Annotated in this window: 2 pseudogenes; both read right to left on the reverse strand. The window is 74.4% G+C overall.

Annotation, left to right across the window (positions count from 1 at the left end):
- Positions 1 to 554: pseudogene (locus B2869_RS06525) on the reverse strand (hypothetical protein); the annotation flags it as partial.
- Positions 551 to 835 (reverse strand): annotated as a pseudogene (locus B2869_RS06530) (hypothetical protein); the annotation flags it as partial. The pseudogenes B2869_RS06530 and B2869_RS06525, both read right to left, overlap by 4 nt.

Raw genomic sequence — 835 nt, forward strand, 5'->3', positions numbered from 1 at the left:
CGCGCGGCGCCTCCCGGAACAGGAGCGACCGTGGGTCCGGGGGTGGAACTCTGCGACGTCGCGAGTGTGCGGGTCTCTGCGTTCGCGGGGGCCGCTGCCGGAGCCGCCGACGGAGAAGCCGGAGCGCCGATCGACCCGGTGTGCGTGGCGAGGCCTGCGGCACCGGCCTCGTCCTCGAGTGTCCCCTCGGCGGTCGTCGTCGGATCCGCGCCGTCCGGCGCAGGCCCCGGCACGAGGGGGGCTCGGGCCGCAGAGCCGTCGATGCCGACCACGGCACCATCCGGAGACGCCGGGTGACTCGGCGTGGGCGCAGGGAGGACAGGCGGGGGAGACGGGATCGGCGCGTCCGACGCCGAACCGTCCGCCGATGATCCGCCGGCAGGCGACGCGGCGGATGATCCGGCGAGAGCATCATCGGTCGAGGCGCGCGAGGCATCCAGGATGACGTCGGCGAATGCCGCAGCTCCCGGCGTGACCTGCCGGGAGTGGGCGGGTGTACCCGATGCGCGATTCGTCCGCGCGCCGAGCAGATCCACGATGCCGAGAGACGTCATGCCTGGCCCTCCCTGTCCGTCTGGGCGCGCGCGCCGATCTCGTCGAGTTCGGCCTGCTCCGCGTGCAGCTCGGCGGCCCGCACCTGCAGTGCGTGCGCCTGGGCGAGCTTGTCGAGTCCGCGCATCGCTCGTCGCGCGTCCGCGTGCTCGGTCCGTGCCTGATCGACCGTCTGCTCCTGCAACTCCGAAAGCGTCGCGAGGTCGGCGAGCAGGGTCCGGCCGGCCACACGGGCGGCAGCGAGGGCGGCGAGGGAGCGCACGTCGACGGCCTCGCTCCCGAC

The sequence above is a fragment of the Microbacterium sp. UBA3486 genome, assembly GCF_002377845.1.
In the GTDB taxonomy this organism is placed as follows: Bacteria; Actinomycetota; Actinomycetes; order Actinomycetales; family Microbacteriaceae; genus Microbacterium; species Microbacterium maritypicum_A.